The sequence below is a fragment of the Paenimyroides baculatum genome, assembly GCF_008629655.1.
Taxonomy (GTDB): Bacteria; Bacteroidota; Bacteroidia; order Flavobacteriales; family Flavobacteriaceae; genus Flavobacterium; species Flavobacterium baculatum.
The window spans coordinates 22,514-49,071 of record NZ_VWSG01000010.1; the positions used below are offsets into that span (position 1 = coordinate 22,514).

Sequence of the window (26,558 nt, forward strand, 5' to 3'; positions counted from 1 at the left end):
CTTAACGCTGCTCCTTTACATTATTTGATGTTATTAATGATATCGTATTTTGTAATGATATGGTGTTTGCCGTTTCCTAAATCAACCAAAACAGCGTTGTTGTCTTTTGTGATTAACTTGGCAACTTCTTCTACCGTGGTTTGCAGCGAAACAATTGGGTAAGGTTTGCGCATTAAATCTTTAATCGGTGTATCGGCAACATTGCTGTTGTTCACAAACGCGTTAAAAAGATCCACATCTTCTAAAGATCCAACAAAACCATTGGTGTCAATTACCGGAATTTGCGAGATTTTATATTTACGGATTCTATCAATGGCGTGGCTTGCCAATTCTTCGGTACGAACAATTACCAAAGGTTTATCGATATGATTTTTGATTAAATCGTGTGCTGTAACAATTTCCTCTTCCAAATAACCGCGTTCACGCATCCAATCATCGTTAAAAATTTTACCAATGTAACGCGAACCCGAATCGTGAAATAAAACAACTACCACATCGGTCGGTTTTAACTGATCTTTCATCTGCAACAGTCCTTTAATTGCGGAACCAGACGACATTCCGACAAAAATCCCTTCTTCTAAAGCTAATTTTCTACAGAAAACCGCCGCGTCTTTATCGGTAACTTTTGTAAAATGATCGATTACGGAAAAATCGACATTCTTTGGAAGGATGTCTTCTCCGATGCCTTCTGTTACGTACGAATACACTTCGTTTTCATCGAAAATACCTGTTTCATGATATTTTTTAAAGACCGATCCGTAAGTATCAACGCCCCAAATTTTTACATCAGGTTTTTGTTCTTTTAAATATTTACCAACGCCCGAAATGGTTCCTCCTGTTCCAACACCAACGATAAAATGCGTAATTTCACCATTTGTCTGATCCCAGATTTCAGGGCCAGTCTGTTCGTAATTTGCTTTTGCGTTTGATGGATTATCATACTGATTTACATACCAAGAATTCGGCGTTTCTTCTGCCAAACGTTTCGAAACAGAATAATACGAACGTGGATCGGTTGGCTCCACATCGGTAGGACAAACCACAACCTTTGCTCCAACAGCACGCAGAATATCCATTTTTTCTTTAGACTGTTTGTCTGTAATTACACAGATCAATTTGTATCCTTTCACAATAGCAGCTAATGCCAAGCCCATTCCGGTGTTTCCTGATGTTCCTTCAATGATTGTTCCATCTGGTTTTAAACGTCCGTCTGCTTCGGCATCTTCCACCATTTGCAAAGCCATACGATCTTTACAAGAATGTCCCGGATTAAAATATTCAACCTTTGCAAAAACCTTACAAGGCAGGTCTTTTACAATTTTATTCAACTGAACCAAAGGCGTGTTACCAATGGTTTCTAATATATTTTTTGCGTAGTTCATTACTGATAAATTTATGCAAAGATACAATATGCTTTTTAGAAAAGAAAAAAGTTGTATTACTACAACTTTAATTAAAGAAATTCCACTTCATACCCAGCCTAAACGTTAAATCGCGGTAAGGATATGTTGGCGTGTTATAATAATTGTAGCCCGTTAACATAGAATTGAAATGATCTACGTTTATATAGATTTGAGCTGTTTTGATTTTTACGTTTAGGAAGAAATCGAACATTGGGAAATTTCCTAATTTAACTTGATCCTGCACCACAAAATCGCCCAAAACCTGGTGGTATTCGTTCGCGTAATATTTTGTAAAATAATTGAAGATAAAACCCGTTTGAAAAAACAAGGCTTTGTTAAAGGCATAATCTTGAAAGTAAACCGTATTTCGTGTAACAATCTGTGGTACGTTCAAAATATTCTCGTCTTGAACAACTTGTTGAAACATTATGGTATTATCAAGTCCCCATTTGCCAAAAGTAAATTCCTTTTGAGCCTTAACCATAAAATAGTTGATCACCTTACCGTATTGTTCAGGCGTTACCAATAACTGGGTAAATCTGCCGTTTGCATCAACTGCCGTTGCGTTGTTAGTGAAATATAACTTATCTGTAATTAACTGATACGTTCCTTCCAGATTAATAAATGGTGAACTAACCTTTGCATTTAAGGTGCTGTATTTTTCGTTAGAGAAATCATTCAGCCAATTTAAACCAATGTATCCACTTTGAAAGAATTGATAGGTATAATCAGGAATCTTGCTTTCTAATTGATAAGTAGCTTCAATTCCGTATGATTCATTCAAGTTAAAAGCAGCGTTAATTTTTAAATCTGTAAGCGATCTACCAACAACAGATTGCTTAAAATAAGCATCGGCAACCACATGTTCTTTATTCAACATATACGATCCGCCAAGCGTTATGATATCATCTTTTAACTGATTTGGAATCTTGTTTGAATTCTCATCAAAAACAATAGATTCGTATCGATGTGAAAAATTATAAATTCCTGCACTTACTGCAAATAAACCAATTGCTTTAGAATCGAACGCCAAATCAAAGGTATTTTCAAAACGCGTATGACGTACTTTATCGTAAATACCCAAAGCAAAAGTTTCTCCAAAATAAGCATCTCGATCTAAAAAAGGTTTTGAGTTTGCCTGCTGATATACGTTTGAAAAATATTCATACGTAAACTGATGACGCAATAAAGCTTTGTTACTTTCAGACTTGTTGAACTGAAAACTATGATCGAAATACCCACGCAATCCTTTAAACAATGTCTTAGCGTCGGCAGTTTGAACACGTAAATTCTCTCGATTATTAAAAGGCTCATTAGAAGATTCAAAATTGTTTGTAAACACCAAACCGCCGTTTTCTTCGTTTGAAATATCTTGAAAAGTGATGTGATTTTTAAACTGATAACGTTTGTTCTTTGTAAAGAAACTTGAACCAATTCTAAAATTCCCGTTTGAAGTCAATTGATTTACATACTTTCCTTGAGAACGCAAACCTCGATAACCTAAAAACATATTGAATTTTTCCGAAGTATTCATGGTAATTAATGCATCTAGATTTTGTCCTTTACCAGTAACGCTACGGTAAAACAATTCCGATGCCGGCGTAGGAACACTGTAATAGCTTATATCTTCTTTAGTTAAGTAAGAAAACCTGCGTGCATTAAAACCAACATTTATTGTATTGTTTACATTTAAACTATTAGGATCTAATGACTGAAACGTTTGTCCGTCGTTATTAAACTGAAGTTTTCCAAAAGTATCATCACGCAAATAGTTAAACGCGTATTGCTTTTTAAGATTTAGAATTGTATCAAAAGTTGATGTTCCTTTAATCTCATTAAATATTTTATATTGTGAAATAGGCGCAACCGTATCACCAGCTTTGGTAATAATTTTCTTAACCTTTAAAGAATCGTTATCAGACAAATTCACTGACGAAAAACGATCTACCGAATTAGCCTTACCAACCCTTGTAGTATTTAATGTGGTTCTCGATTTAATTTTTTGACCTGATTTTCTTACCTGGGCAAAACAAGTAACAGAAAAAAGCAGTACAAAAGTCAAAATAAAACGCATAGATGCAAATTTTACACAAAAGTACATTTTTTTAGCAACTATACTATATAAAAAAAGAGATGCTATCGCATCTCTTTTTAAACTATTTTAAAAGTACTGATTAATAACCAGGGTTTTGAACCATATTAGGATTAGACAACATCTCTGAACGAGGAATTGGTAAAGTTAATTTGAAACTCGTCACTGGTAAAGAACAAGCATCATTTAATTCACAATCTTTAGCATCACGTACAAAACCCGGAGAACCCGCTTTTACACCTAGACGTTTCATATCCAAATAACGTGCCCCTTCAAAGGCAAACTCAACTCGTCTTTCTTTTAAGATAGCATCCCATGCTTCTCTAACAGAAGATATTGTAGGAAAAACTACAACTCCAGGATCATCCAACACTAAAGTTCTTGCTGTTCTAACTTCTTTAATAATATTTTCAACTCCTTTATAATCTCCATTCATTGCTAGTGCTTCTGCTTTAGCAAGGTATAGATCAGTATAACGAATTAACTTGATATCATTTTGCAACTGAGCTTCTGTAGTACCAGGATATTTACCTATAAATAATAAATCTCTTTCACGATAATCATTAGCGCTTAATGACTGGTAATTAGCTTGTGGTTGAGAATCACCTAAAACAGTTACTGAATAGCGATAATCTAATTTATTTGGATTAAGATTATTAATCTCATTAAATAATGATCTACCTATTTCCATATATGCAGTTCTGTTCGCAGCAACTGCTCCAGCCCACCACGCTCCAGCTACACCGCCACCATCATTTGGTAAACGAATTAATCTCCATACTAAATCCGGATTAGATTCCAAACCAACCTCTTCTTTTGCAAACAAAGTTGTAAAACTACCAGCGGTACCAATATTCTTGTCTGTAATCGCATCAATATTATCAAGGATACCCTGCGAGTTTTCAGTCATTGCATATAACTTGATCAAAATTGCATGGGCTACATTTTTACCTATAAAATTATTATTAGAAACACCATCAGCTTGGGTATCTAGATTTACTCCTCCATTAGTTAAGTCAAAAGCAGTTTGTATATCCTTTTCAATAAAACTTACGATTTCATTAACTGTAGATCTCTTCTCATATCTGGTGTAATCGTCTGTATGATAAAAGTCAAACTTTATTACCGATAATGCCGAACCATTTTTATAATCTGTTGTATAGTAAGAAAACAACTTCATGTGCGCATAAGCTCTCAATACATGTAGTCTTGCTTTTGCATAATTTAAAGCATTTATTTCCGCTACAGCCTCAGTTCCAGTTCCAGCAACTGCTATCAATTCATCAATACGATGTATTAATCGATTAGATCTGTTTACTAAATTGTACATGTTGTTCCACAAAGATCCCGCAAAACCAGTTCCAGGATTCATAAAAAACCTGTAGCTACCATCATTAATTCCCTGACCTGCATTATCTCTACCAACACCCAACTCATCTGTAAAATAAGACACAAAGTTAATCTCACCTTCAGCTGGAATTTGGTTATAAAGAGCATTAATTCCTCTAGCAATATCTGTCGAACTATTGAAAATCTGAGAATCTTCAGTTCTAAAACCTGGCTGTTCAATTTCATAAGCATCCTGACAAGAAACCGTCAATGCCAATAAAGCCGCGAACGTTAAAATTTTATTTCTCATAATATTATTTCCTTAAATTAAAATTGTACTTCTACACCGAAAGATACGGTTCTAGGAGTAGGATATTGACTTAAATCTACACCTCTGTTACTTTCAGCATCCCATCCTTTCCATTTTGTCCATGTAACTAAATTTTCTGCTTGTGCATAAACTCTTAAACCTGATAATTTCATAAAGGCTAGATCAGATTTTTTAAAATTATAACCAACAGTAACAAATCTCATACGAATATAAGAAGCGTCTCTCAAATAAAAATCACTATCGCTTAAATGATACAAATTATTTGCATTAGGATTTGAGAATGCAGCATCTCTATTAGACGTTGTCCAATAGTCTTGATAATCATTTGTCATATTACTCATTCCAACTGAACTTGGTTGTGTAAAGAAGAAATAATCATTGTCAAATCTCCAAATATCTTTAGCAAAAGTAAAGTTTGCTTGAGCAAAGAATCCTTTATAATTGACATCAAATCCAAAAGAACCTTGGTAAACAGGTAAAGATGATTTATTTAACCATTGTCTATCTTCATCTGTAGGGTTTTCAGTTATTGCTCCATTCTTATCATAGTATTGTGTTTCACCATTTTGCGGATTAATACCTGCATATTTATACAAGTAGAATTCACCAATTCTACCACCTTCTCTCATTCCTGACAATGAAGAACCATTCCAAGTAAACCCTTCTCCATTAGGTAAATTTAACACCTGATTTTTATTATATGATCCATTAGCATTCAAAGTAATCGTAAGGTCTTTGTTACGAACAATATCCCCTGCTAATAACAATTCAACTCCTTCGTTTCTTAATGAACCAAAGTTACCAAATATAGATGTTGATCCATTAATAGCAGATAATGGAATAGGCTGGTACAAATCATCTGTCTGCTTTCTATACACATCCACATTACCTCTTAATCTGTTATTAAATAATGCAAAATCCAAACCTATATTTGTAGTAGTAATTTCCTCCCATCTCAAATCTCTCTTTGGTAGTTGTGATAATGCATAAGCATTTGGTTCATCAGCATAACCTCTACCAGCACTATATAATGTTGTATATAAATATGCTGATCCAAAAACTCCTGATCCAGTAATATCCTGATTACCAGCAGTACCATGAGACGCACGTAATTTCAAATCGCTAAAAACTGTTGAACCTTCCATAAATTTCTCATTAATTATATTCCAACGTCCAGAAACTGACCAGAATGTACCCCAACGATTTTCATCGATAAATCTAAATGAAGCATCTCTACGTAAAGTTACATCTAAACCATATTTTGTATCATAATCATAACTTGCTAATCCAAAATAAGAGAACATACCCGCTGATTGCTCACCAACTGAAGCAGATGGGGCATAATAATCGTTTTGATCAGAATCTCCTATCCAACCTGTTGCTTTACCATTTTCCCAAAAGTTTGGATCGAAACCTTCTTTGCTAATACTTGAACTTTTGAAATGAGCTTTCAAATATTCAATATAAGCACCTGCGTTTACACTATGTTTACCAAAAGTTTTATTCCACTTAATATTTGAATTAGAAGTCATTATCAATCTTCTTTCATCAATATTACCTATAGATCCTAACCATTCTTGGTCTGCTGCTGCAAAATAGAATGAGTTAAAGCTACTTGGCCCATTGAACGAAAATTGGTTAATTGTTTGATAATCAGCACCTAAATTTGTACCAATAGACCAATTACTATCAATTGCATAATTTAAAGATCCGTTAACAATAGTTTTAAATTCTTCTTGTTTCAAACCATTTGTACGCATTTTGTCCATTAATAAGATCGGCATTGAGCCATTACTAAAAACACGTAATGCGTTGAAAGCTGAATCAAATGTACCATTATACATATCAGGACGCAGATAAGGTAAACCTTGAAAAGCCCCCATGAAGTAATTCTGATTTAAAGCATTTGAACCAGCACTTGAAGCCATATCTGATTTAGAAAAGTTCGCACTTACAGTGGTTCCGTAAGTTAATTTTCCGTTATCACTTTTACCATTTAAATTTGTTCGGAAGTTAAAACGCTTTAAGCCTGTAGTTTTTAAAACTCCTTCAATATCAGAATAACCGATAGAAGTATAATTGTTTAAGTTTTTAGAACCTGAGCTAAACGACAACGTATGATTTTGTGCAATAGCATTTCTAAAAAAAACATCTACCCAATTACCATCTACAGGGTTTGTATAATTAATTGTAGGTGCATTTGGATCCACAGATGTTAATTGACGATTCGGAATACCAAACTTTCTTTGAAAATCGACATACTGTTTCGCGTTCATTAAATTGTATTGATTGTCTTGTAAGAAGCTCATACCTGTAGTACCAACATATTTAACTTCTAAACTAGAATCAAAACTAGCACGTTTTGTTGTAACAACAATTACACCATTTGCTCCACGGTTACCATAAATTGCCGTTGCACCAGCGTCTTTCAACACGTCGATACGGTCAATATCATTTGGGTTTAAAGACCTAAAACGATCTGAACTCATTGGGACCCCGTCGATAACATATAGGGGCTCTACGTTTCCATTAATCGATCCTAAACCACGTAAAATAACCGTTGTATTGTTATCTCCTGGCTGACCAGATCCTGTTGAAATATTCAAACCAGGAACTTGTCCTTGTAATGTTTGAATAAACGAAGCATTTGGACGACCTTCAATAGTTTTAGAAGTCACAGTACTTACTGCATTACTGTTTTTTGGCTTTGATACCGTTCTATAGGTATCAACTACAATTCCTTCTAACTCGGTTATATCTTCCTCTACAAGTGTAACATTCAATACACCTGAATCAGAAACTGTTAATGTTGTAGGTTTAAACCCTCCGAAGACAACTCTAATCTTGTCTCCCTTTTTAAGGTTCAATGTATACTTCCCTTCATCGTCTGTATCTGTACCTAGATTGGTACCAACTAACATAACAGTAGCCCCAGGGATTGGGTCACCGTCTTGTGTTTTAACAACACCTGTTACTTGCTTTTGTGCAAAACCTACTTGCATCATTAAAGCAAAGAACAGAGTTAAAATCCAAGTAAACTTTGATCTCATATTAATTTAATTTGAATTAGTTATCTACAAATCTACAGCTTTTTTGCATCCTAACAAATTTTTAACAATAAAAATAGATTGAAAAGCAAAAAAGCATTCCATAATAATGGAATGCTTTTTTAAATATAAAATAAATGTTAATTATTTTTTAATGAATTTGTAGCTAGATGAACCTTGAGTTGTTTTCACAGTTAATACATAAACACCAGATGTCAATCCAGAAACATCTATAGTCAAATTATCAGAATCAACTTTATTAGAATATTGTTTTACTTTTTTACCACTAGCATCATAAATATCATAAGTAACGCCTAAAGCAATTTCTTTAGGCAGCAAAATATTTAGTACGTTTTGCGTTGGGTTTGGAAAAACTTTAACATCACTAAACAAATGTTCTTTTGCTGATAAAGTAGTACCACTTCCACTTAATAACAAACTATACATTTGCTTTCCTCCTACTAACGTTCCTTTATGAGAAACAACTACTCTATAATTACCAGCCGGAGCATTTTTTACTTCAACTTTCTCGACATTATCTACAACATTATCCACATCATTTCTAGCGTAATCTTTTTGAACAATATTATCTGTTCTTCTTAAAGACCAAGGTAAAAACTCTTGTTGCGTATCTTCATTTATAATTCTTAAATCTAAATCGTTAACCAATCTAGGAAATCTTTCATCGTTTCCTGCTGTTGAAGTTCCTGCAGGATCATTCCATGCTAAAGTAGCTTTTAATTCAGAAACACCATCATACTCAAAAGTATTACTAAAGAAATTTCCATTATTCAACTCTTTCTGTAAAATCCATGCTTTGCTTGCTACATAATCCTCCATAAGCTTTGCACCTCCTTCAACATTCATAACTCCCCACCCAAACTCAGGATCAGGTCCAGGGTTAGCACCAGCCTCCATTGCTGTATGCGCCAACATCGCTCTTACAGTTGACGATAACATATACGAAGTAAACAAACTATTGTAATACTGTTGCCATAAACCTATTGCTCCTGTAACAGCCGGAGCTGCCATTGATGTACCACTTTCTGTAGCTGTTGAAGTTGTTCCCGTTCCTAATGACAAAACATTAACCCCTTTTGCAGAAATATCCGGTTTAATTCTATAATCATCTGTTGGCCCCCAGTTACTAAAAGTTGACATTACTACAGAATTAGAATTTACATAATTACTAATACCATTTACAGCAGCAACAGTAACTAAATTCTTTGAAACGCCCATTGTTGTTAATAAATCTCTTCCTCCTTTAGTTGGTTGATAGGTAGTATAATTATCCCTATCGTTACCTGCTGCTACAACAATTGTATAAAAAGGATTTGCGTTACTCATTAAATCAAAAAGTCGTGCCTCAGAGTTATATTGACCAAACATGCTTTTTGAAAACCCTCCTTGACTTGCACTAGGACCATAAGAATGATTAGACACCAATAAGCCTGCTGCTGCTGCTGCACTCATTTCAGAATTATCATTATCCCAATTAGCAGCCCACAATCTACCTTTTGGCAAAAACCCCTTTGTAGCATCTAATCCAGGAGCTCCTTCACCACTAGAAATAATTGTTCCTGCTACGTGAGTAGCATGTGCAACACTTCCGTTAACAGGAGTTGCTCCATTATCTCTAAGCGTTACTCTACCTGCTATTGCAAAATGAGCAGCAACTGGCGCACCACCGTCCCACTCCCCCGCAATCATACCCTGTCCTAATATATCTTTATTATGCAGATATGTCGCTTTTAAAGTATTTAAAGAGCTTGCGGTTCCGTTATTATTAAAATACATTAAAGTATTATAATCTTGTTTATTATATGTTTTATAATATTTCAAATCCGTTGTTCCCTCATAAAAACCTACTAATTGATAAAAAGAGCCATCTGATTCTACTCCTTCTAAAGGATATCCTAATCTCAATGCTTTTTCTGTTGCTGCTTTAAGATTTTTTTCGTTTTTAATTTCTAATTCCTTTGTTAAATTATTTAGAAACAGTACATCTGTTTTAGAAATTATTTGTTGTCTTTCTTTATCTGTCTGTGCATTTGCTACAAATCCGGAAAGCATTAAAACTAAAAATAGTTTCGTAATTTTATTTTTCATTATATATAAATATTAATCATAATACATTTAAGATATCAAATTTATGTAAATTTGTTGTGATTTTTATTTTTTTATTAAATTATTCTATTATTTAACATTTTGTTATGTTATTAAAAGCGTATAGTAACCTAGAGATTGAGGTTGGTACTGATGAAGCAGGAAGAGGCTGCCTTGCAGGTCCCGTTACAGCGGCTGCCATTCTTATTAACGATAAATTAGAAAACGAACTTATTAACGATTCTAAAAAACTATCTATTGGTTCAAGGAAAAATTTGCGTTCGTTTATTGAAGAACACAACAGCTTCTTTAGTATTGCTCATATTTATGAAGATACCATTGATGAGATAAATATTTTGAACGCTTCTATTCAAGCCATGCACAATGCCATTTCTACTTTGAGTTTTGAACCTGAATTCATTATTGTTGATGGAAATAGATTTAAACCTTATAAACAAATTCCGCACGAAACCATTATTAAAGGCGACAGCATGTATTTAAGTATTGCAGCTGCATCTATTCTGGCAAAAACGTATCGCGATGAATATATGTTACAACTACATGAAGAATTCCCGATGTATGGCTGGGACACCAACATGGGTTACCCTACCAAAAAACATCGAGCTGCTATTTTAGAATACGGCCCGTGCAAATACCACCGTAAAACATTCAGACTTTTACCGGAACAACTGGTATTGGATTTAAATAAATAAGGAGTGAAAATTCACTCCTTATTATACTATAAAAATTCGGCTTCAAAAAGCTCTTTAAAATAATGTAAGATTTTTTGCTTTACTTCTTCTTCATTTACTGTTTCCACACCTAATTCTACATTTAAAGAAGCTACTGCTTTTCCACGAATACCGCATGGAATAATATTATCGAAATACCCTAAATTGGTGTTTACATTCAATGCAAAACCATGCATGGTTACCCAACGTGACGCACGCACACCCAAAGCACAAATTTTCCGAGCAAAGGGTGTTCCAACATCTAGCCAAACTCCGGTTTCGCCTTCGCTTCGCACACCTTTTAAACCATAATCTGCCAATGTTCTAATAAAAACATCTTCTAAAAAACGCAGGTATTTGTGAATATCGGTAAAAAAATTATCTAAATCTAAAATTGGGTATCCTACAATTTGCCCCGGTCCGTGATACGTTATATCTCCACCGCGGTTTATCTTATAAAAAGTAGCGTCTTTTGCCGCCAATTGTTCATCATTCAAAAGCAAATTTTCTAAATCACCACTTTTACCCAATGTATAAACATGCGGATGCTCTACAAACAAAAAATAATTAGGTGTTTCTTTGGCATTTGCTTCGTCTTTACGGTTTTGCGATTTTATATCTAAAATTCCCTGAAACAATTCTTCCTGATAATCCCAGGTATCTTTATAGTCTTTTAATCCTAAATCCTGTATTTGAACTTTTTTATTCATTTTAATGCTGTGTTTATCTGTTGTATTTGGGATTGTTTAAAATTACCAAAGCGCCAATAACTCCCGGAACCCATCCTGCCAAAGTCAGCAGAAGCACGATTAGTATCGATCCGCACCCTTTATCAAAAACAGCAAAAGGCGGTAGAAAAATGGCTAATAAAACCCTCCAAAAACTCATAGTATTTCCATTAATTAATAATCTTACAAATTTAATCAATTAAAAACAATGTTGCATTTAAAAATATTCAAACAAAACTTATCAATCAACTAAAAAATAATTAATTTTGCAGGTTAAATAAAGAAAATATAAATTTTATGCAACTTTCAGAACAAGAAATCATCAGAAGAGAAAAATTGGGCAAGTTACGTGAACTTGGCATCAATCCTTATCCCGCAAATTTGTTTCCGGTAAATCATACATCGAAGCAGATCAAGGAAACTTTTGAAGAAGGTAAGAAGGTTGTAACTGCCGGCAGATTAATGAGTGTGCGCGATCAGGGTAAAGCGAGTTTTGCAGAAATTCAAGATCAGGAAGGCAGAATTCAGTTGTATTTAAATCGTGATGTTATCTGCACTGGCGAAGACAAAACGTTATACAACACTGTATTTAAAAAACTAACCGATTTAGGCGATTTTATCGGTATTGAAGGCGAATTATTTACTACGCAAGTGGGTGCAAAATGTATCCGTGTAGAAAAATTTTCGATCCTTTCTAAAACATTACGCCCATTACCGTTACCAAAAACCGATGAGGAAGGAAATGTATTTGACGCCTTTACCGATCCGGAATTGCGTTACCGTATGCGTTATGTAGATTTAATCGTGAATCCGTTAAACAAAGAAATTTTTATAAAACGCACCAAATTATACAATGCCATGCGATCGTTTTTTAACGACCGCGGTTATTTAGAGGTTGACACTCCGGTTTTACAGTCGATTCCCGGTGGTGCAGCGGCGCGTCCGTTTATTACACACCACAATGCGTTAGACATTCCGTTGTACATGCGTATTGCGAACGAATTGTATTTAAAACGTTTGATTGTTGGTGGATTTGAAGGCGTTTACGAGTTTTCTAAAAATTTCCGTAATGAAGGAATGGACAGAACACACAATCCGGAATTTACGGCAATGGAAATTTACGTTGCTTATAAAGATTACAACTGGATGATGGAGTTCACCGAGCAATTGTTGGAACATTGCGCCATTGCAGTTAATGGAACAAGCGAAGCTACTTTTGGCGATCACAAAATTAATTTTAAAGCGCCTTACCAACGTATTACCATGCGTCAGGCGATTATTGATTTTACCGGTTTTGATATTGATGGAAAAACCGAAGACGAAATTCGCGAAGCTGCCAAAAATATGGGTATTGCTGTTGATGACACCATGGGTAAAGGAAAGCTGATTGATGAAATTTTTGGTGAAAAGTGTGAAGGAAACTACATTCAGCCAACATTTATTACCGATTACCCTAAAGAAATGTCGCCTTTAACAAAAGAGCACAGAGATAATCCGGAATTAACCGAGCGTTTTGAATTGATGGTTTGTGGTAAAGAAATTGCGAATTCATATTCAGAATTAAACGACCCTATTGATCAAAGAGAACGTTTTGAAGACCAGTTGAAATTATCTGAAAAAGGTGACGATGAAGCCGGACAGTTTATTGACGAAGATTTCTTACGTGCATTAGAATTCGGAATGCCGCCAACAGGTGGTTTAGGAATCGGCATGGACCGATTGATTATGTTTTTAACCAACAACCCATCAATACAAGAAGTATTGTTTTTTCCGCAAATGCGACCAGAAAAAGCAGCACCTGCTTACGAATTAACCGATGACGAAAAAATAATCATCAGCATTTTAGAAGCCAACCAAAACAGACTGGCTATTGCAGCGTTAAAAGAACAGGCAGCGTTAAGCGGTAAAAAATGGGACAAAGCCATGAAAGCTTTAGCTTCATACAACCTAACCAAAGTGATTACAGAAAACGAAGAAAAAATAGTTGAGTTTGTATAGGCAAACTTGAAAGCTTCATATATAAAACAGGGGTTTGACTTAATTAGTCAAACCCCTGTTTTATAAGGCACTTTAAAAAAACAAATAATTTGAATTAGGGCAATGGAAATTTTGCTTGCCTTTAACCTGTACTTAAAGCCCTATTTACAGACTGTGTAAGATTGTCTACCAGCAAGCCTAATATCTCATCCATCAACTTAAGATCTTTCTTTGAAGTGCGTGCGAAATCATGGTTAAACTGCAAGCGGTGCTTTATAAAACCAAAAAAGTTTTTACCGTTGTACTTATAAAACAGGAACTCTACCTTTTCCAGCTGCGGCTCAAAATGCACAATAAGTTTCCACAAAATGAAGGGAGTGGCATAATTGGGCAGGTATGAAGATTTTGAAAAAACCAGTGTACGAAAAACCCTCATAAGTGTATGGTTAAACAAAAGCTCTGCACCTTCACTATTTTTCTTACCCTCTTTGCGTACAGCCAAATAACTTTCGTATAATACTTTTGCAGACCGGAAATAATACTCCAAATCGGGATAGCATTTAACATGCGGATCTTCCCAATGTATCTGCGGATATACCGCAGATTGGTACACCCTATTTTCGTACTGCATTATCTCTTTGAAAAACGCCTGATGCTGAAACAGATTTTTCTGTATCCAAATACGGGAATGACCAATAATAACCACCTCAACATGTTCACCAAGCTTTGCCGTTACAGACTGCTGCATAGAACTGAGAACCACCGAACCCAGACCCTCACCAACCAAAAGCAAATAATATACAGACTGTGCAGAGCCAATTCTTTTATCGAACAGGTACATTTCTTCCACAGGCTTTATCCGTAAAATTTGAGAGACAATCTTTGTCTGTTCCTCTTCATCGGCGACACAGTCCATAAGCTTAAAGCCATGTTCCGGCATAATTGTTTTAATTGACTTTTTAAGTTCTGCAAAACGTTTAGAAACCAGATTGTACAATTTACTTTCGCATTCTATTAGGGCATTAACCAAGTCGTCATTAAAATAATCATCGTCTTCTTCTGCACATTGCACTGCTCTTTCCAGCTCGCCTATCAAAAAGAATTCGTTTTCATTTTTTTTCAAAAATAAAGAGGCTAATTCAGGCTCTACCAGTATCAATCTATTGATACTCTGGTGTAAATTGTCCAAATTCAGATTTCTACCAAAATAAAGCTGTTCCAACTGAAAAATATCGAATTCATATACCGAATTTAAGATTAACACCGTACCTAACTGCGAAGAATAATTCCTCATGCGTCGGCTTTCAGAAAGCAACAGATCGTGATCGTGATAAAACCGCTCGGTATATTGCCCGTACTTTTTTTTACAACTACTCCAAGATATGTCTGAACAATCATTAGCCTCTTCATTGCTATACAGTAACGCAGTCTTCCGGCAGTTGGCCGTGGTGAACGGATTCCCAATTGAAAGGCTGTTTTTCATTGAAAACTCACTGATAACATGTACAAGCAAGCCATATTTTATAAAAGTATTTGCGATCCATTTTTTCGATTCAACCAGGTGCAGATCCACGTTACTGATTAAAACAATAATGAGTTGTGAAATGCCCTTTTCCGAGGGATGATAAAAAATACTGGCTATAGCGAACTCTGCTATCAGCTGGCGAAGGCTGTCCTGCAATGCCGGATCTAATTCTGAGGAAATTTTAACTGTATCCATATCATTCAATTTTAAAGATTTGAATACAAACTTAGTATGGAGCAAAAGGATATAAAATTCGGCTACGGGATAAAAAATCCGCTACAGCGGGATATTTTAGTCCAATCCAGTTATCAGGAGCTTTAAGCATAATTACGTTTTTATACCTATCAGTTATTTTTTACTATATTAGCACCGTACTGCTGTAAACTTCAAAAAACGCTGATTGAAAATTTATCTACCTTCAGATTCTAAATCCTGTTTTTTATTCTGTTTTTTACATTTTTTAACTAAAATGCAGTTCATGCACTAACCATGCTTTATCCATACAGTATCTACGGAGTATCCCTACTGTTGCCATTTAGAAAATTTTTTCGGTTTGTACTTTAGGCTTTTTTACCTAATTTTTATTAAATTTACATTTACGTTAAACCAAATTAAAATGCCATGGAACAAAAAATTCACGAAGGACGCAATATAAAACGATTCAGGGAAATGCTGGGTATTAAACAAGACGCCCTGGCATACGAACTTGGCGAAGACTGGAACCAGAAGAAAGTATCTATGCTTGAGCAGAAGGAAGCCATAGACGAAACCCTTTTAGAGCAGATTGCAGCCGTACTTAAAATTCCTGCAGAAGCCATACAGAATTTTGATGAAGAGAAAGCTGTAAATTTAATTTCTTGCAACTTCTCTGACAACGCGATGTTTAATAATAGAATTGAAGTCCAAAACAATAATCCAATTGATCAAATTATCCAACTGCACGAGGAAAAGATTGTATTATACGAGCGTATGCTTAAAGAAAAAGAAGAAATGATGCTGCGCTTGGAAAAACTAATAAACAGCAAATAATCGGCTTAAAAATATGCTGTAACCAGCATTTATACAAAGCTTGTAATAAACAAACCCTCTGCGAATAAGCAGAGGGTTTTATTTGAAATAATGTTTTTAGTTATTTTACAATTAATTTATGCGTTTTCACTTCTTTATTTTTTAATGAAACTTTTAAAATATACGTAGCTTTTGCCAAACCATCAACCAAACCAATAGGTTCTTTACCCTGCAATACCAATTTTCCAGATAAATCATACAATTCCCATCTATTTAAAACCTCAGTTCCTACATCAATTGTAAATGAGTCTGTTGTTGGATTAGGAAAAACTTTTATATCATGATATACAACAGATATATTACTCTGCTCCCCTATTGTATAAATTTGTTTTTCTGCTGGGGGTGTCCAATATCTTTTTGACGGTTTTGAAAAAGGACAATCTTCAATTACAGCCGTATAATTTGACCCTAAACCAATCTCTGTATCAGGAAGCAATAAAATATTGTTACCTGCCCTCATATTAATATTTAAACTATTTACATTATAAGCCGCTTGCATTGTAATTGAGTTATTTGCATAATAGGTATAATTATTATTGATTTCAGGTGCAACCAATAAAATATCATTTACACACCCTGCATGCTCCGGAAACAACTGCGGAAGACCTTTTAATGATTTGTTTCCATTTAAAGAAAGTGCCGTTGCGTTTATACTACAAGTAGCAAATGAATTTGGGTTTACAATTTGTGCCAAATCTAGAGCTCCATCGATAGCGATATAAATTTCGCCGTCTTTATTCCTTTGTATTTGCCCAGGATTTACCCCAGGCATTACTCCTGGTATTTGTTGAGTATTATTATTAATAATATCATACTTTACAAACAGACCATTGCCTGACGATTGAGTTGCCAAATACATAATTGTTCCATCTTCATTAAACTCCACGGTCTGCTCTGAATTTGCACTTGCGAACGATGTACCAAAACTTGATATTAACATTCCTGTATTATTATCAAAACTATACACATCGCATTGACTAGCCAATAAATTATGTCCCATTCCCATTGCAACTATATAATCAAATCCAATTGGGTACGAAAGTTTTGGAGAAGCTTTTATATAATAACTTCTGTAAGGAAAAGAAGAAAATGGCAATAACGGACTAACAGCAGGTGTTGTATTAAGACCTGTGATATCAAATTGAAAAGCCAACAGATCAGTATGCGTTGGTATCAGTATCCAGAAATCTGTTCCATTAGCGTGAGGTACTGCCGTTACAGCACCTGTTGTTATGCTATTTCCGTTATTATCTAAAACAGGGACATTTTTTACAGATGTATCTACATCGCCTAACGGCTGAAAATTTACACCCAGACTACCTAACGACATATCTACCACAGTATACGCTGTATATGACTGGTTATTGTACGAATCTGCAGTTGTGAATACATAATACCTGTCTTTATTTACCAAATCGCCGACAATAAGCGTTTGTGCGCTGTTTGCGGTACCTGTTAAACCTGTTCCGTTAGGCATTATGTTATGGTCGCGATCCCAAATGGTGATGCCATCGGTATAAAAAAGTAAATTACCCTGAGCATCGCTTATGCTGCCACAGGCTTTGGGTGCACTCATGGCACTGTTGGTTAAAGCAACAGGAGTACCTGTAAAATTAACTGCAGCTTTGTCGCCAAAGTACCAATTGTCGTTTTCGCCCTGAGCGTAGGCAGAAAGCCCCAAGAACAGTATAAAAATTATATATATATTTTTCATAACGGTTCTTATTTAGTTGTTTTTGCTTTCTAAAGCTTCTATGCGTTTTTGCAGTTCTATGCTGTAAAGGGTTAGTTCTTCTACTTTTTTAAGCAGTAAAATATTCATTTCTTTTAACTCTATACCGTTTGCAATAGCCTCTGCCGTTGTTGGTACTTCGGGTAAATGCCCGTTTTGTTTAATAAACTGTTCTACTTGGGTTAATGGCATTAAATTATAATCTGGTTCAAAAACATAATCTGCCCAGCCGTTGTTTGCCGCAATATCTACCTTAATTTTCTCGGTACGTATGCCATTTTTTACAAACAAACGGTAATCTGCACAGTCTGCACAGTCTAGAATTTTATCTGTACCTATACCTATTTTTTCTTTTGCAACCACAAATGTTTTATTAACGATAGACCCTAAATACAAACCTGATGTTTGTGTTGTTATTGTACCTGATCCAAATGGATTAGGTGCTGTATAATTAATAGCTCTAGTAGCGATTTTATGTGTAGCTGCACCTCCTAATATTATACTTGAATAAAAATTAATGTCTAAATCAGCATGCAGTAAAGCATTAGGATTAGTCAAACCTATGGTTGAAAAAACATTTAGATTATCATCTGTTTTTGTAGTATTAATACTCACCTTACCCGTTCGTGAAATATTACTTGTAGTGTTGTTTGTACCTGTCCATTGTTGTGCAAACATTAAAGAAGACCCCATAAGGGTTAAGGCCAATGTAAAAATTTTGTTTTTCATGTTAAAAAATGTATTTTAAGTTAAGTATTATAAATATACATTTTATATTAACATAAATTAACATTTTATAAAGTTTAATAAATATTTTAAACTTTATATTCTTTAAAAAATACAAATAAAAAACGCTGCTATAATAAGCAGCGTTTGTAAACATTAAATATTAGACTCTATTATTTTACAATTTTAAAGTTTTTGATTTGACTTTGATTTAAAATTTTTGCTTTACTAATATCTAACTTTTTAAAGTTAGCACCTTTAGCTTTTTTATTCCAAAGCACTGCTTGAGTAGCGTAATTTCCATTCCAAAATAATTCTGCTAAATTTCCGCTATTAGCACCTGTAGCCTTGCTTGTATAGTTAGCCGTTCCAGCTTTTGTAGGATTTGTTTGAGGAACAGCATTACCTGTAGACTCAAAGTTCAAATCCATATTTGTGATTGTAAATGGTGCCGCGCCATTTATTTCAACCGAACCACCAATAACCTCTACTTGTGTAGCTTGAAAAGGATACGTTATAGATGTACCATTGAAAGGAACTAATATTTCAAGTGTATAAACATCTGTCGCAGTTCCTAAATTTGTACCATTGAAATTAATCAACTGCCAGTTTAATGCAGGTGTGACCCCATCGGACATTGTTATAGTTGGAATTTGGACATTACCAGTTTGCTGATCCACCTGCGCATTTAATACAAAAAATGTTGTATCAAGATTATATGATGTACCTGCGTAATCAATTCTATTACCTGTAGGCTCTACCGGTTCTTCGTCTTCTAAAACGGTAAATTTAAAGTTGGCTGTAAAATTGTCCATAGTTGCTACTACAGAATGCGAACCTGTTTTGTGAGGTGTATAAGTATTACCTTTAATTTCGGTACCGTTTACTTTAAATTTGGTGGTAGATGTAACATCTACACTATTTAACATAGCGGTAAATACAAACTTATCACCAACGTATTTAGCTTCGGTTGCATTGCTGTGCTCTGCAGTAAACTTTTGTTCTTCCGGTTTTTCAGGACCGTTTTGACCTGTACCATTGTCAACATACTCTACACATGAATTAAAACTTATTAATGCCAGTAGAAAAAAGAGTAGTTTATTAATTTTCATAAAGTAATTGTTTTAAATATTTGTAATTAAACCCCTAAAGTATAAAAAAAAAGTATTGCTGTTAAAAAATTAACACATTTATTTTTTATTTCTTTTAATATTTTGTTTCTTTTTTAATCGGGCAATAGTATCGTCTATCAATTGTTTACTTTCTACATCGTAATAATGCAGATACAGTTTCTTTGCCAACTTAAGTGCTGTTTTTATATGTAGTTGTCTTTCATGCAAATGAACTTCTGTAAGTTTTATAATTAAAACATCTATTCCTTTTATTTTCAAAGCAAAAGCAATAAGCTTTTCGGCTTCTGTGTAATCTTCGTTCTTTAAAAGGGTTTCAATGTAATGCGGATACACTTCTACCGCATTTAAATCTACACTTATTGCTTTTTGAAAGTATGTTTTAGCTTCATCGTACTGCTTAAACTGCTCTGTCAAAAATCTACCGTACAAACAAAGTGTTTGGGTATTGTTTTCGTTATAAGACAAGGCGTATTCCAATGATGTTAAGGTATCTTCTAAACTATATGGGTAATTATCTAATGCCTGTACTAAATATATATCGATTGATTTCATTTTTAAATTTGATTGATTTTGTGCGAATTTTTTGCACTTGAAAATATTCTATTAACTAAAAAAGCCCGAAGATAAACTCCGAGCTTTATGATTTTTCTAATAAAAAATTTCTACGAAAAATATATACCACGAAGATTATGCACCGGATTTACCAGCGGGCAAGCACCAAAAGTGTTCATTCTTAACATCATATCTTCAATTATTAAGTGATTAATATTCAGCAAATACACTGATTTATTTTACAACTGTATCAATTCATTAAAATCGGCAGTATTTGTAATGGTTTCGTCCTGATATTTAAGCGTCCAACCTAAAGACTGCGTTACCACCAAAAACTTACTCAATTCGCTTACCAACCGGTTTTTTGCATTTGCCTGAATGTTCGATTTCATTATTTTTTCATGAAACTGTTTTTTTACACTTTCCTGAATGGTATTGTAATCGTTACCCTTAAAGGCATTGAACCGAGATTCTTCTACATCATAAATCTTAATATCTGGATTTATCTTTATTTCTTCTTTCGGAATAAACGTGATTTTTACGATTTTGTTTGCTTCATCCACCGCGTATTCCAACTTTGATAAATCATACATAATCTGTACATCGGCATTAACGACCACCAACGCTTTTTTATCAAAACTCATTAAATTCATAAACGATTTCTCGTCTTTATAATTGTAAATCTGCGATATTTTAGCTTCGTTCACCACCAGTTTACTAACGTTTTTCATTTGCTGCTGAATCAGTTCGGTATCAGGCAACACTTCGTTCTTTTTATCTACTTTTCGCATGATAAAAAAGGTAAGCAGGCTGCCTAAAGCAACACAGATCAGGGCAAATATTAAGGCTTTTTTTGTCATATTATCTAAAATTCATAAATGGATATTCTTCCAGCAAATCATCCAATTTTAATGCCAGTTTATCTAAAAACTGCTGATGCGCTTCGGTGTATGGATTAAACGGACGGTGCGCCAAACCTTTCTGAACCTCATCGACTTTTTTCATGGTTGGTAAAATTTCCGGATCGATGCAATTCTGAACGAACGATTCCCAGATATAACCAACCGCCAATTCGTTTGGATGGATCATATCCTTGCCGTAAAAGCGATAATCCCGTAATTCGTCCATAATTATTTCGTACGAAGGAAAATAATAGTTCAAACTTTGATTTTCATGCAAATGTTGATGCAATGCAGCAATTAAATGCGCTTTACTACGTTGATTTTCCACAAAACCATCTTTAATATGACGAACCGGCGAAATGGCGTAAATAATCTGAAGGTTTGGATTGATCTGACGTAAACCTGCTTCGATCTGAAAAATTGCCTGCTGACAATCGGTTATCGACAATAATTCTTTATGAAATTTCTGTTGTGGAATTTTATGGCAGTTTGCCACAATTTCGTTGGTTTCAATAAATCGATAAACCCACGCAGTTCCTAACGTTACAATAAAATGCGACGCTTGTTCTATATCATTTCTAAAACTAGATATTTTCTGATTCAATGCATCAATAATATCTTCTTGTTCCAATTCATTTAAATCGGAATGCGCATGGAAACAACTCCATATTTCGTTATGAAGAAAAACATCAGTTTCCGAAAAAACTTTATTATTTACCGCATATTGCACAAGGTTCGAAATTGCCTGCGGATGAAACAAAATTCCCAACGGATTCACCGTATTTACAAACTGATACTGCTTAAATCGCTGTGCCATATTTACGGCAAAACAACTGCCCACACTGACAATTTTTGAGTAGTATTTGATTTTGTTGTTTAATGGCTGAATGGGAACCAAGGTTTGTAACTGCATTTTTTTCTGTAAAATTACAAACTATCTTTTAAAGTAAGCCGTCATATCTTCGCCGCTTTTTTGTTCCAGCGTATAATCATCGCACGAATACATGTGAATTCCTTCAAAAATTACGTTTGGACCTTCTATGACCATTTCGTCGGCTTCTTGTAAAAAAGCCTTTAAGATAAGTCCTTTTTTATGTTCTTCGTAGGCTTCTTTAGATTCGAATATTTTTAGATTTAAGAATTTATTCGGATCGATCTGATCAATCATATTGGTTACATGCAAAGTTCCCAATTCGTTTTGCACCAAAGCATCGGCTTCTTTTCGAACCAGATTAAAAAACGATTCTCTTTTATCAGGAAAGACGCGGTATGCTACAATTACTACATATCTCATAACTTGAATTTTTATTTTAAAGTTACGAATTTGATGTAAAAAGAAAAAGAGGAAAATTAACTTTCCTCTTTTAAAATATGATAACTTAATGAGATGCTGAAACAAGTTCAGCATGACAACTGTGTATTTTCAATCTTTATTTCACAAAATTCACGGCATTTGCAACTGCTTCTGTTATTCCTGCAGCATTTTTACCGCCGGCTGTAGCAAAAAACGCTTGTCCGCCGCCGCCGCCTTGAATGTATTTACCTAATTCACGAACAATTTGTCCGGCATTTAAGCCTTTGGTTTCTGTAATTTCTTTTGAAACATAAGCAGTCAACATTGGTTTATCATCGGTAACTGTTCCAAACAAAATAAAGAAATTGTTTGCGGCTCCACCAATTTCGTAAGCCAGATCTTTAGCTCCGTTTGCATCTAAATCAACCTGTTTTGCCAAAAATTTCACCCCGTTTATTTCTTGAACATCCTTAAGCAAATCGCCTTTTAAACCTTTTGCTTTTTCTTTCAGCAATTGCTCTAACTGCTTTTTAAGCTTGATATTTTCGTCTTGTAACGACTGAACCGCTTTCATGGTATCCTGCGGATTTTTCAACGCTTCTTTAATCTCTTTCAAAGTAGCTTCCTGATGGTTGTAAAAATCCTGAACAGCATCGCCCGTTATCGCTTCAATACGGCGGATTCCTGCAGCTACAGCACTTTCCGAAACAATTTTAAATGCCCAAATATCGGCAGTGTTTTGTACGTGAATACCACCACACAATTCCATAGAATTGCCAAACTTAATTGCACGAACGGTATCGCCGTATTTTTCGCCAAACAACGCCATTACACCTTCTTCTATCGCCTGTTTAAACGGAATATCTCTACGCTCGATTAAAGGCAACTGTTCCTGAATGCGTGCGTTTACAAAAGCTTCAACTTGCTGTAATTCCTCATCGGTAACTTTTGCGAAATGAGAAAAATCAAAACGCAAATAATTCGGAGCAACCAACGATCCTTTTTGCTCTACATGCGTTCCTAAAACTGTACGCAATGCCTGATGCAACAAGTGGGTTGCCGAGTGGTTTTTAGATGATTTTCCTCGTAAATCGGTATTTACTTTTGCCATAAAAACCGCCTGTAAATTCTCTGGCAACTGCTTGGTAAAATGTAAAATTAGGTTGTTTTCTTTTTTAGTATCGATGATTTCAATGGTTTCATTTGCTGATACCAAAACACCTTTATCGCCAACCTGACCACCACCTTCGGCATAAAACGGCGTATGATCCAAAACAATCTGATACAATGTACCATCTTTTTTAGATTCTACTTTACGAATGCGCGTGATTTTTACTTCGTTTTCAACCTTATCGTAACCTTCAAAAGTTTCCACATTTCCTTCGATCAACACATTCCAGTCGTCTTTAGAAATTTCAGACGCTGCACGCGAACGGTCTTTTTGTGCTTTCATAGCAGCATCGAAACCAGCTTCATCTAAATCATATCCTTTCTCACGTAAAATCAATGCTGTTAAATCAATTGGAAATCCAAAAGTATCGTACAATTCAAAAGCTTTTGCTCCTTCAACAATTTTACCTTCTGTTTTTTCGATCACAGAATCTAACAAATGTAAACCTTGATCCAACGTTCTTAAGAAAGACGCTTCTTCTTCTTTAATTACGTTTTTAACCAAGTCTTTTTGCGATACGATTTCTGGAAAGAATTGTCCCATTTGAGCTGATAATACATCAACCAACTGATAAATAAATGGTTCTTTTGTTCCTAAAAACGTAAACCCGTAACGAATTGCTCTACGTAAAATACGACGTATTACGTAACCCGCACCGTTATTTGACGGCAACTGACCATCGGCAATAGCGAAAGCCACCGCACGCACGTGATCTACAATTACACGAATGGCAATATTGGTTTTATTTTGTTCCTGAGATTCTTCACTATCGTTCAGAATGACATCATTTGTTGTATATTTTTTACCGGTAATTTCTTCCACCTTTGCAATAAGCGGTGTAAAAACATCGGTATCGTAGTTTGACGTAACATCTTGCATTGCCATACACAAACGTTCAAAACCCATTCCGGTATCAACGTGTTTTGCAGGCAGTTTTTCTAACGATCCATCGGCTTTACGGTTAAATTCCATAAATACGTTATTCCAGATTTCAACAACCTGTGGATGATCTGCATTTACAAGAGTTCTACCTGAAACTTCGGCTCTTTCGGTTTCCGGACGTAAATCCACATGAATTTCAGAACATGGCCCACATGGTCCCTGATCGCCCATTTCCCAGAAATTATCTTTTTTGTTTCCAAGAATAATTCGGTCTTCGGCAACATATTGTTTCCATAAATCCCAAGCTTCCTGATCAAACGGAACATTTTCTGCATCGTTTCCTTCGAAAACCGACACATACAAACGGTCTTTATCGATCTTTAATTCTTCGGTTAAAAATTCCCAAGCCCACGCAATTGCTTCTTTCTTAAAATAATCGCCAAAAGACCAGTTACCCAACATTTCGAACATGGTGTGATGGTAGGTATCAAAACCTACATCTTCCAAATCGTTATGCTTGCCCGAAACACGCAAACACTTCTGCGTATCGGCAATTCGGTTGCTTTTTGGCGTGGCGTTTCCTAAAAAATACTCTTTAAACTGCGCCATTCCCGAGTTGTTAAACATTAGGGTTGGATCGTCTTTTAAAACAATTGGTGCCGACGGAACAATTAAATGTCCTTTGCTTTCAAAAAAATCAAGAAATTTTTTTCTGATATCTTGTGATTTCATTCGATATATTAAATTATGAATCGTTCAAAACTAACACTTTAAAAAAGTGTACATAAGTTGCAAAAATAGTGTTTTTTAAAAGATTTTTTGTTGTTCGCAGGAACTTTTTGCCAATGCGTAAACTTATTAGAAAAATTGTATATTAGCATAAGCAAAATTTGAAGATAATGCAGATTGACTTACCCGAAAAAAGATATTACAGCATAGGTGAAATTGCCAAGGCGTTTGACGTAAATGCTTCGTTGATACGTTTTTGGGAAAAGGAATTTGATATTTTGAAGCCTAAAAAAAATGCAAAAGGCAACAGAATGTTTACGCCCGAAGATTTAAAAAACCTTAAAACGATTTATCATCTGGTAAAAGAAAAGGGATTTACGTTAGACGGCGCAAAAGATTTTTTAAAGAACAACAAGAAAAATCCGCTGAATATAATTGAAATTATCGAAAAATTAGAGCTTATCAAAAAACAATTAATTATTATTAAAAACGAAATCTAATTTAAAAAATTTATGAAAAAAATTCTTCCTATTATCATTGTATTGGTAGTTTTAATTGGTGGTTATTTTTTATTAGCTATGAATTATCAAAATGGAGCGCTGAAGTTAAAGCAAGCTAGTGATAAATCATGGGCAGACGTACAAGGTGCTTATCAAAGAAGAAACGATTTAATTGAAAATTTAGTAAATACCGTAAAAGGTGCTGCCGATTTTGAAAAATCTACATTAGAGGCTGTTATTAACGCACGCGCAAAAGCAACTCAAACTACTATTGATCCATCAAATATGACACCTGAAAAAATGGCTGAATTCCAACAAGCACAAACAGGTGTTTCAAGTGCATTAAGCAGATTATTAGTTACGGTTGAACAATATCCTGATTTAAAAACCAATCAGAACTTTTTAAAGTTACAAGATGAATTAGCATCAACAGAAAATCAGATTTTAACGGCACGTACACGTTTTAACGAGACTGTTGAAATATATAACGGATATGTTTTAAAAATGCCAAACAAATTTTTCTTGAGCGGATATCCAGAAAAACCTTTCTTTAAAGCTGATGCTGGTGCAGAGAAAGCTCCGGAAGTAAAATTCTAAAAC

General features: G+C 34.7%; 21 protein-coding genes. 5 read left to right on the forward strand and 16 right to left on the reverse strand.

Annotation, left to right across the window (positions count from 1 at the left end):
* Window positions 1-20: 20 nt before the first annotated feature.
* The 5 genes from F0460_RS12550 to F0460_RS12570 form a co-directional block, all read right to left on the reverse strand.
* Window positions 21-1,382, reverse strand: coding sequence for a pyridoxal-phosphate dependent enzyme (locus F0460_RS12550; RefSeq protein ID WP_150013732.1), 1,362 nt, complete (start codon window positions 1,380-1,382; stop codon window positions 21-23).
* Between the two features lie 67 nt (window positions 1,383-1,449).
* A complete protein-coding gene (locus F0460_RS12555) occupies window positions 1,450-3,477 on the reverse strand; it encodes a putative porin (protein WP_190304151.1) in 2,028 nt (675 codons plus the stop codon).
* A gap of 100 nt (window positions 3,478-3,577) precedes the next feature.
* Window positions 3,578-5,134, reverse strand: coding sequence for a RagB/SusD family nutrient uptake outer membrane protein (locus tag F0460_RS12560; RefSeq protein ID WP_150013736.1), 1,557 nt, complete (start codon window positions 5,132-5,134; stop codon window positions 3,578-3,580).
* A gap of 17 nt (window positions 5,135-5,151) precedes the next feature.
* The gene (locus tag F0460_RS12565; protein ID WP_150013738.1) at window positions 5,152-8,205 is read right to left on the reverse strand and encodes a SusC/RagA family TonB-linked outer membrane protein; all 3,054 of its coding nucleotides are present in this window, start codon (window positions 8,203-8,205) and stop codon (window positions 5,152-5,154) included.
* Window positions 8,206-8,346: 141 nt separating this feature from the next.
* Window positions 8,347-10,311, reverse strand: a complete 1,965-nt coding sequence (locus F0460_RS12570) for a S8 family serine peptidase (RefSeq protein ID WP_150013740.1) — start codon at window positions 10,309-10,311, stop codon at window positions 8,347-8,349.
* 104 nt (window positions 10,312-10,415) lie between these two features.
* Here F0460_RS12570 and F0460_RS12575 point away from each other — a divergent pair, with 104 nt between their 5' ends.
* Complete coding sequence (locus F0460_RS12575; RefSeq protein ID WP_150013742.1) at window positions 10,416-11,021, forward strand: ribonuclease HII; 606 nt, start codon at window positions 10,416-10,418, stop codon at window positions 11,019-11,021.
* Between the two features lie 26 nt (window positions 11,022-11,047).
* Here the strand turns inward: F0460_RS12575 and lipB are convergent, their stop codons facing one another.
* The gene (gene lipB, locus F0460_RS12580; protein ID WP_150013744.1) at window positions 11,048-11,749 is read right to left on the reverse strand and encodes a lipoyl(octanoyl) transferase LipB; all 702 of its coding nucleotides are present in this window, start codon (window positions 11,747-11,749) and stop codon (window positions 11,048-11,050) included.
* Between the two features lie 13 nt (window positions 11,750-11,762).
* Window positions 11,763-11,927 carry a YqaE/Pmp3 family membrane protein gene (locus tag F0460_RS12585; RefSeq protein WP_150013746.1) on the reverse strand — a complete coding sequence of 55 codons (165 nt, stop codon included), beginning with the start codon at window positions 11,925-11,927 and terminating at the stop codon, window positions 11,763-11,765.
* 137 nt (window positions 11,928-12,064) lie between these two features.
* Between F0460_RS12585 and lysS the strand changes: the two genes are divergently transcribed.
* Window positions 12,065-13,765, forward strand: a complete 1,701-nt coding sequence (lysS, locus tag F0460_RS12590) for a lysine--tRNA ligase (RefSeq protein WP_150013748.1) — start codon at window positions 12,065-12,067, stop codon at window positions 13,763-13,765.
* Between the two features lie 121 nt (window positions 13,766-13,886).
* On the opposite strand, the gene F0460_RS12595 is transcribed toward lysS, so the two are convergent.
* Entirely contained in the window at window positions 13,887-15,464 is a 1,578-nt protein-coding gene (locus F0460_RS12595) for a hypothetical protein (protein ID WP_150013750.1), read from the reverse strand.
* Between the two features lie 426 nt (window positions 15,465-15,890).
* On the opposite strand from F0460_RS12595, the gene F0460_RS12600 reads away from it, so the two are divergent.
* Window positions 15,891-16,298: a helix-turn-helix domain-containing protein gene (locus tag F0460_RS12600; protein ID WP_150013752.1), complete on the forward strand. Its 408-nt coding sequence runs from the start codon at window positions 15,891-15,893 to the stop codon at window positions 16,296-16,298.
* Window positions 16,299-16,398: 100 nt separating this feature from the next.
* Here F0460_RS12600 and F0460_RS12605 read toward each other — a convergent pair whose 3' ends face one another.
* The 8 genes from F0460_RS12605 to alaS form a co-directional block, all read right to left on the reverse strand.
* Window positions 16,399-18,051 carry a T9SS type A sorting domain-containing protein gene (locus tag F0460_RS12605; RefSeq protein ID WP_150013754.1) on the reverse strand — a complete coding sequence of 551 codons (1,653 nt, stop codon included), beginning with the start codon at window positions 18,049-18,051 and terminating at the stop codon, window positions 16,399-16,401.
* Window positions 18,052-18,063: 12 nt separating this feature from the next.
* Window positions 18,064-18,798 (reverse strand): hypothetical protein, encoded by a 735-nt coding sequence (locus tag F0460_RS12610; protein WP_150013756.1) that lies wholly within the window; start codon window positions 18,796-18,798, stop codon window positions 18,064-18,066.
* A 170-nt stretch (window positions 18,799-18,968) separates the two neighbouring features.
* The gene (locus F0460_RS12615) at window positions 18,969-19,907 is read right to left on the reverse strand and encodes a hypothetical protein (protein WP_150013758.1); all 939 of its coding nucleotides are present in this window, start codon (window positions 19,905-19,907) and stop codon (window positions 18,969-18,971) included.
* Window positions 19,908-19,985: 78 nt separating this feature from the next.
* Window positions 19,986-20,480, reverse strand: coding sequence for a hypothetical protein (locus F0460_RS12620; RefSeq protein WP_150013760.1), 495 nt, complete (start codon window positions 20,478-20,480; stop codon window positions 19,986-19,988).
* Between the two features lie 239 nt (window positions 20,481-20,719).
* Window positions 20,720-21,340 carry a DUF4230 domain-containing protein gene (locus F0460_RS12625; protein WP_150013762.1) on the reverse strand — a complete coding sequence of 207 codons (621 nt, stop codon included), beginning with the start codon at window positions 21,338-21,340 and terminating at the stop codon, window positions 20,720-20,722.
* A 1-nt stretch (window position 21,341) separates the two neighbouring features.
* On the reverse strand, window positions 21,342-22,295 hold the full coding sequence (locus F0460_RS12630) for a GSCFA domain-containing protein (protein ID WP_150013764.1): 954 nt from the start codon (window positions 22,293-22,295) through the stop codon (window positions 21,342-21,344).
* A gap of 21 nt (window positions 22,296-22,316) precedes the next feature.
* Window positions 22,317-22,676 (reverse strand): putative quinol monooxygenase, encoded by a 360-nt coding sequence (locus tag F0460_RS12635; RefSeq protein WP_190304152.1) that lies wholly within the window; start codon window positions 22,674-22,676, stop codon window positions 22,317-22,319.
* Between the two features lie 136 nt (window positions 22,677-22,812).
* Entirely contained in the window at window positions 22,813-25,461 is a 2,649-nt protein-coding gene (gene alaS, locus F0460_RS12640; protein ID WP_150013768.1) for an alanine--tRNA ligase, read from the reverse strand.
* A 167-nt stretch (window positions 25,462-25,628) separates the two neighbouring features.
* On the opposite strand from alaS, the gene F0460_RS12645 reads away from it, so the two are divergent.
* On the forward strand, window positions 25,629-25,958 hold the full coding sequence (locus F0460_RS12645) for a MerR family transcriptional regulator (protein WP_150013770.1): 330 nt from the start codon (window positions 25,629-25,631) through the stop codon (window positions 25,956-25,958).
* 12 nt (window positions 25,959-25,970) lie between these two features.
* Window positions 25,971-26,555, forward strand: coding sequence for a LemA family protein (locus tag F0460_RS12650; protein ID WP_150013772.1), 585 nt, complete (start codon window positions 25,971-25,973; stop codon window positions 26,553-26,555).
* The last annotated feature ends 3 nt before the right edge of the window (window positions 26,556-26,558 follow it).